Source organism: Shimia sp., assembly GCF_041624275.1.
Classification (GTDB): Bacteria; Pseudomonadota; Alphaproteobacteria; order Rhodobacterales; family Rhodobacteraceae; genus Shimia.
Genome location: NZ_JBFJVE010000187.1, coordinates 1 through 5,732, shown reverse-complemented (window position 1 = coordinate 5,732; position 5,732 = coordinate 1). Strand labels below are relative to the sequence as shown.

Annotated in this window: 6 protein-coding genes; 2 read left to right on the top strand and 4 right to left on the bottom strand. The window is 63.6% G+C overall.

The genetic code is table 11. The features are described 5' to 3' along the window. Nucleotides 1–325 (bottom strand): hypothetical protein (locus ABZD10_RS12975; protein WP_372887065.1); only part of this gene is annotated, 325 nt, incomplete at its 3' end. 149 nt (nucleotides 326–474) lie between these two features. Beyond that, entirely contained in the window at nucleotides 475–1,725 is a 1,251-nt protein-coding gene (locus ABZD10_RS12970; RefSeq protein ID WP_372887064.1) for a Zn-dependent hydrolase, read from the bottom strand. Between the two features lie 134 nt (nucleotides 1,726–1,859). Here ABZD10_RS12970 and ABZD10_RS12965 point away from each other — a divergent pair, with 134 nt between their 5' ends. Both ABZD10_RS12965 and ABZD10_RS12960 read left to right on the top strand, forming a co-directional pair. Next, nucleotides 1,860–2,495 (top strand): TetR/AcrR family transcriptional regulator, encoded by a 636-nt coding sequence (locus ABZD10_RS12965; RefSeq protein WP_372887062.1) that lies wholly within the window; start codon nucleotides 1,860–1,862, stop codon nucleotides 2,493–2,495. Nucleotides 2,496–2,578: 83 nt separating this feature from the next. Next, nucleotides 2,579–3,202 (top strand): TetR family transcriptional regulator C-terminal domain-containing protein, encoded by a 624-nt coding sequence (locus tag ABZD10_RS12960; RefSeq protein ID WP_372887060.1) that lies wholly within the window; start codon nucleotides 2,579–2,581, stop codon nucleotides 3,200–3,202. A 291-nt stretch (nucleotides 3,203–3,493) separates the two neighbouring features. Here ABZD10_RS12960 and preA read toward each other — a convergent pair whose 3' ends face one another. Together preA and ABZD10_RS12950 are read right to left on the bottom strand one after the other, a co-directional pair. Then, entirely contained in the window at nucleotides 3,494–4,798 is a 1,305-nt protein-coding gene (preA, locus tag ABZD10_RS12955; protein WP_372887059.1) for an NAD-dependent dihydropyrimidine dehydrogenase subunit PreA, read from the bottom strand. A gap of 18 nt (nucleotides 4,799–4,816) precedes the next feature. Then, nucleotides 4,817–5,732, bottom strand: a 916-nt coding sequence (locus ABZD10_RS12950; RefSeq protein ID WP_372887058.1) for an FAD-dependent oxidoreductase, incomplete at its 5' end; no start/stop codon positions are given.

The following is a 5,732-nucleotide window of genomic DNA, read 5'->3' as shown; positions in this document are numbered from 1 at the left end:
GCCCCTTCGCATCTGTATGATAATGCCCTGTTATAGCCACCCAGTCGCCCGGCAAAAGTTCATAGGTTATCAGACCATTGGCCGCCGCTAGTTTCACCCGTTCCAGATACTCGGTCGAGACTCGGCTCTTTGACTTGCCGCTATAGTGGTATCCCCGACCTTTACGGCCATCAAACACAACAGTGAAGTAGCTGCTAAAAGACCCATCCGTGCGATGGAATTGATAAGCGGTCTCATACCCTTTTGCAGTTCGCTTGAGCGCGGCAGGGATTTCGTCCGGGTGAATCCCTGAACTTAGTCCGTCTGCAAACGCATAGTTGGTCAAGCAACACGACACAAAAAGGGCAGAGCAAACGAACCAATGCTTCAAGTAGACTGAAAACTGGTGTTTCACTTCGGCGCCCTCAGTTTGGAAATTATATAACCACTTCATCTTGCCGGAAATACTCTGGGGGGTTGGGGGCGAGCCCCCAATCACGCCACGATCTCCGCCGTCTCCAACACCGCATGCATCAGCACATCCGCTCCAGCAGCCGCCCAGTCCCGCGAAATCTCTTCCGCCTCATTGTGCGACAGCCCATCAACACAGGGGCACATCACCATGGCCGTCGGCGCCACCTGGTTGATCCAGCAGGCATCATGCCCGGCGCCGGAGATCAGGTCACGGTGCGAATAGCCCAGCCGCTCGGCGGCGTTGCGCAGCGCCGTGACGCAGGCTTCGTCGAACTTGACCGGGTCAAAGCCGCCCACCTTTTCGAAAGCGATGCTCAGCCCCATCTCGTCGGCGATCTTCCGACCTTCGCTGCGCAGCCGCGCCTCCATGTCCTCGATCACCGCCAGCTCGGGCGAGCGGAAATCGACCGTGAACACCACCTTGCCGGGGATCACGTTGCGCGAGTTGGGATAGACGTCGATATGGCCCGCCGCCCCCACCGCATGCGGGGCATGGCTCCAGGCGATTTCGTCGACCTTTTCCAGCACCCGCGCCATGCCGAGGCCGGCATTCCTGCGCATCGGCATCGGGGTCGAGCCGGTATGGGCATCCTTGCCCTCGATGGTCACCTCGGTCCAGGACAGGCCCTGGCCATGGGTGACCACGCCGATGTCCTTGCCTTCGGCTTCCAGAATGGGTCCCTGCTCGATATGCAGCTCGAACATGGCGTGCATCTTGCGGGCGCCGACTTCCTCGTCGCCGCACCAGCCGATGCGCTTCAGCTCGTCGCCGAATTTCCTGCCTTCCGCGTCTTCGCGCGCATAGGCCCAGTCCTGCGTGTGGATGCCGGCAAAGACCCCCGAAGCCAGCATTGCCGGCGCAAAGCGCGTGCCCTCTTCGTTGGTCCAGTTGGTGACCACGATCGGGTGTTTGGTCCTGATGCCGAGGTCTTTCATGGTGCGCAGGATTTCCAGACCGCCCAGCACCCCCAGAACGCCGTCATATTTGCCACCCGTCGGCTGGGTGTCGAGATGCGAGCCGACATAGACCGGCAGCGCCTCGGGGTCGGTGCCGGGATAGGTGGCGAACATGTTGCCCATGGTGTCGAGCCCCATGGTGCAGCCCACATCCTCGCACCATTTCTGGAACAGGGCGCGGCCCTCGCCGTCTTCGTCGGTCACCGTCTGGCGGTTGTTGCCCCCCGCAACACCGGGGCCGATCCTGGCCATCTCCATCAGGCTGTCCCACAGCCGGTCGCCATTGACTTTGAGGTTCTCACCGGGTGCCGGCATCGTCATCTCCCTTGTCGTTTCGCGCGCCGGGCCCTTCTGGCCTCTTGCAATTCCGCGCTTTCTGACCGTATGGTCAAGATCACAGCACCACAACCTGACCAATCGGTCAAGAAGAATTTCGGACCCCGCCAGACATGCCGACCGCCGCGCGCCCCAACAGCAAAAAAGAACGCCGTCAGGAAAGCGAAAAGCTGATATTGGCAGCAGCGGAAAAAGTCTTTTCCGAAGCGGGGTTTGGCGGCGCCACCATGCAGCTCATCGCCGATGTGGCCGGGCTGCCCAAGGCCAACCTGCACTACTATTTCCCGACCAAGGAAGCACTTTACCGCCAGGTGGTGCGCAACATCTTTCAGATCTGGTTGCAGGCCGCCGATGTCTTCGATGCCGCCGACGGGCCGGAAGAGGGAATCGGCGCCTATATCGATGCCAAGATGGAAATCTCGCGTCGCCATCCGGCGGGTTCCAAGGTCTGGGCCACCGAGGTCATGCACCGCGCGCCGGTGATCCAGGATTACCTGGAAACCACGCTGGCGGAATGGACCGAGAGCCGGGTGGCGGTGATCGACCGCTGGATCAAGGAGGGGCGCATGGATCCGGTCGATCCGCGTCACCTGCTCTACATGCTTTGGGCGACAACCCAGCACTACGCCGACTTCGGCCATCAGATCGAGACCCTGAACAACGGCGAAAGGCTGAGCGACGCACAGTGGCAGGAGGCCACCGCCAGCATCAAGCAGATCATCCTGCGCGGCATCGGCGCGGTGCATTAGCACCGCCCGGCGCCGGGGCGGGCCTCTGGACGCAGCGATCGGCCTGTCCTATGGTCAACCTTCCCCGACCCCGAAAAGCGAACATGGCCAGTACAGAGCAGACCCCGAAAAAGCCCAGCCGCATACAGCTGCGCAATCGCAAGCGGATCCTCGAGGCGGCGCTGGACGTGTTCTCCCGCCACGGCTACCGCGGTGCGACGCTGGACCAGATCGCCAAGGAAGCGGGGCTGTCGAAACCCAATATCCTGTATTATTTCGGCGGCAAGGAAGAGATCCACGTCACCCTTCTCAACCAGCTCATGCAAAGCTGGCTCGAGCCTCTGGAACAGCTGGACCCGCAGGGCAATCCGCTTGACGAAATTCTCGGCTACGTGCGCCGCAAGCTCGAGATGACGCGGGAGTTCCCCCGCGAAAGCCGCCTTTTCGCCAATGAGATTCTTCAGGGGGCGCCGCGCATGGCGCCGCATCTCGAGGCCGGGCTGAAGCCGCTTTTCGACGAAAAGACGGCGCTGATCCAACGCTGGATCGACGCCGGCGCACTGGCCAGCGTCGACCCGCGCCACCTGATTTTCTCGATCTGGTCGACCACCCAGCACTACGCCGATTTCGACGCTCAGGTGCGGGTGCTGACGGCGGGGGAAGGCGGCATGCTCGACGGGGCCGGCACCTATCTCGACACGATGTTTCGCAAGCTGCTGACCCCCTGAGCGGCCCGCCCGGGCAACGGATTGTGGGGTTTGGGCGGGTTTTCCGTCATTCGCGGCGAGAATTGTCCTGAAAATGTGCACAATCGACAAGGGTCGGTCGTCGCCGAGAAGGCAACGCGGGCCTCTTGCTGCTGCCGCAATCTGCCTGCGCGAGCGGACCGATCGTGTCTTGCACGTGGTACGGACATGACGAACCCGCCGCGGGGGACAGATCCGCGACGGGCCGTTCGGGGACGGGAAGGCCCCGGCAGGAGGGCGCGGGCAACAGAGAACCCGCGCCCGAAATGCTCCCTATTCGGCGGCCTGCGCCGAGGGGTTGTTGGGATGCGTCGTCCAATTGCCGTATTCGGCCGCCACCGGCACGCCGGTGCGTTCGTCCAGCTCTCCCGGAGCCAGGGTCTTCATGGTGATGCAACCCTCGACCGGGCAGACATTGACGCAGAGGTTGCAGGCGACGCATTCGTCATCCTTGACCGAGAACACCCGGTCTTCGGACATCTCGATGGCCTGGTGCGAGGTGTCTTCGCAGGCCGCGTAGCAGCGTCCGCATTTGATGCAATCGGCCTCGTTGATCACCGCCTTGGTGACATGGTTGAGGTTGAGATACTGCCAGTCGGTCACGTTCGGGGTCGCCATGCCGACGAAATCGGCGGTGCTGGTGTGGCCCTTTTCGTCCATCCACTGCGACAGACCCGAGATCATCTCCTGCACGATCTTGAAACCATAGGTCATCGCCGCCGTGCAGACCTGCACGTTGCCCGCGCCCAGCGCCATGAACTCGGCCGCGTCGCGCCAGGGGGTGACGCCGCCGATGCCCGAGATCGGCAGCTTGGCGGTGGCCGGGTTGCGGGCGATCTCGGCCACCATGTTGAGCGCGATCGGCTTCACCGCCGGGCCGCAATAGCCGCCATGGGTGCCCTTGCCGTCGATGGTCGGTTCGGGGGCCATGATGTCGAGGTTGACGTTGGTGATCGAATTGATGGTGTTGATCAGGCTGACCGCATCCGCCCCGCCACGCAGCGCCGCTTCGGCGGGGTAGAGGATATTGGTGATGTTCGGCGTCAGCTTGACGATCACCGGCAGGTCGGTGGCCTCCTTGCACCAGCGCGCCACCATCTCGATATACTCGGGCACCTGCCCCACCGCCGAGCCCATGCCGCGCTCGGCCATGCCGTGCGGGCAGCCGAAATTGAGCTCGAACCCGTCACAGCCGGTCTCGGCGATCATCGGCAGGATTTTTTTCCACGCGTCCTCCTCGCAGGGGACCATGACGCTGGCGATCAGCGCATGGTCGGGATAGTCGCGTTTGACCCGGGTCATCTCTTCGAGGTTGACCTCGAGCGGGCGATCGGTGATCAGCTCGATGTTGTTGAGCCCCAGCAGGCGCCGGTCGGCGCCGTGGATGGCGCCATAGCGCGGGCCGTTGACGTTGACCACCGGCGGGCCGGCTTCGCCAAGGGTCTTCCAGACCACACCGCCCCAGCCGGCCTCGAAGGCGCGGCGGACGTTGTATTCCTTGTCGGTGGGCGGCGCCGAGGCCAGCCAGAACGGGTTGGGGGATTTGATCCCGACGAAATCACTTGTGAGATCGGCCATCTGCGTTTCTCCCTTTGGTTACGCCGACAGGACGGCGTGAATGTCTTCGGCGGCGTCGCGGCCCTCGGCCACGGCGGTCACGGTGAGGTCATCCCCCCCCGAGGCACAGTCGCCGCCGGCCCAGATGCCCGCAACGCTGCTGCGGCCGGTCCCATCGACGGTGATCTTACCGCCCTCGATGTCCGGCAAACCGTCACCGATCAGCGTCTGACCGATGGCCTTGAACAGCTGATCGGCGGGCAGCCGCAGGGTCTGGCCCGTCGCCTTCAGATCGTCATCGGTGTATTCGAACTCGATCTCGCGCACCGCGCCGTTGCCGATCACCGCCCGCGGCGAGGCATTGGTGATGATGCGCACGCCCTTCGAGGCGGCAAGATCCTGTTCGAAAACGCTGGCCGCCATACGCTCGCGGCCCCGGCGATAGACAAGGCTGACATTGAGCGCACCCAGCAGCTTGGCCTGGACGGCGGCATCCACGGCAGTCATGCCACCACCGATCACCACCACGTCGCGGCCGATGGCCACCTGCGCCACATCATCGGCCTGACGCAGATCCGAGATGAAATCCACCGCATCCAGCACCCCGGACTTGTCCTCGCCCTCAAGGCCCAGCGCGTTGACGCCGCCAAGGCCGATGCCGAGGAACACGGCGTCGTAATCCGCCTTCAACCCGTCCAGAGACAGGCCATCACCCAGCCGCTTTCCGGTCTCGACGGTGATGCCGCCGACCTGCAACAGCCAGGCGACTTCGCGCGCGGCAAAGCCGTCGACCGACTTGTAGGTGGCGATGCCGAATTCGTTCAGACCCCCGGCCTTGGCGCGCCCGTCGAACACCGTCACGTCATGGCCGTACATCGCCAGCCGGTGGGCACAGGCCAGACCGGCGGGGCCGGCGCCGACCACGGCGATTTTCTTGCCGGTCGCCGCGTCGCGT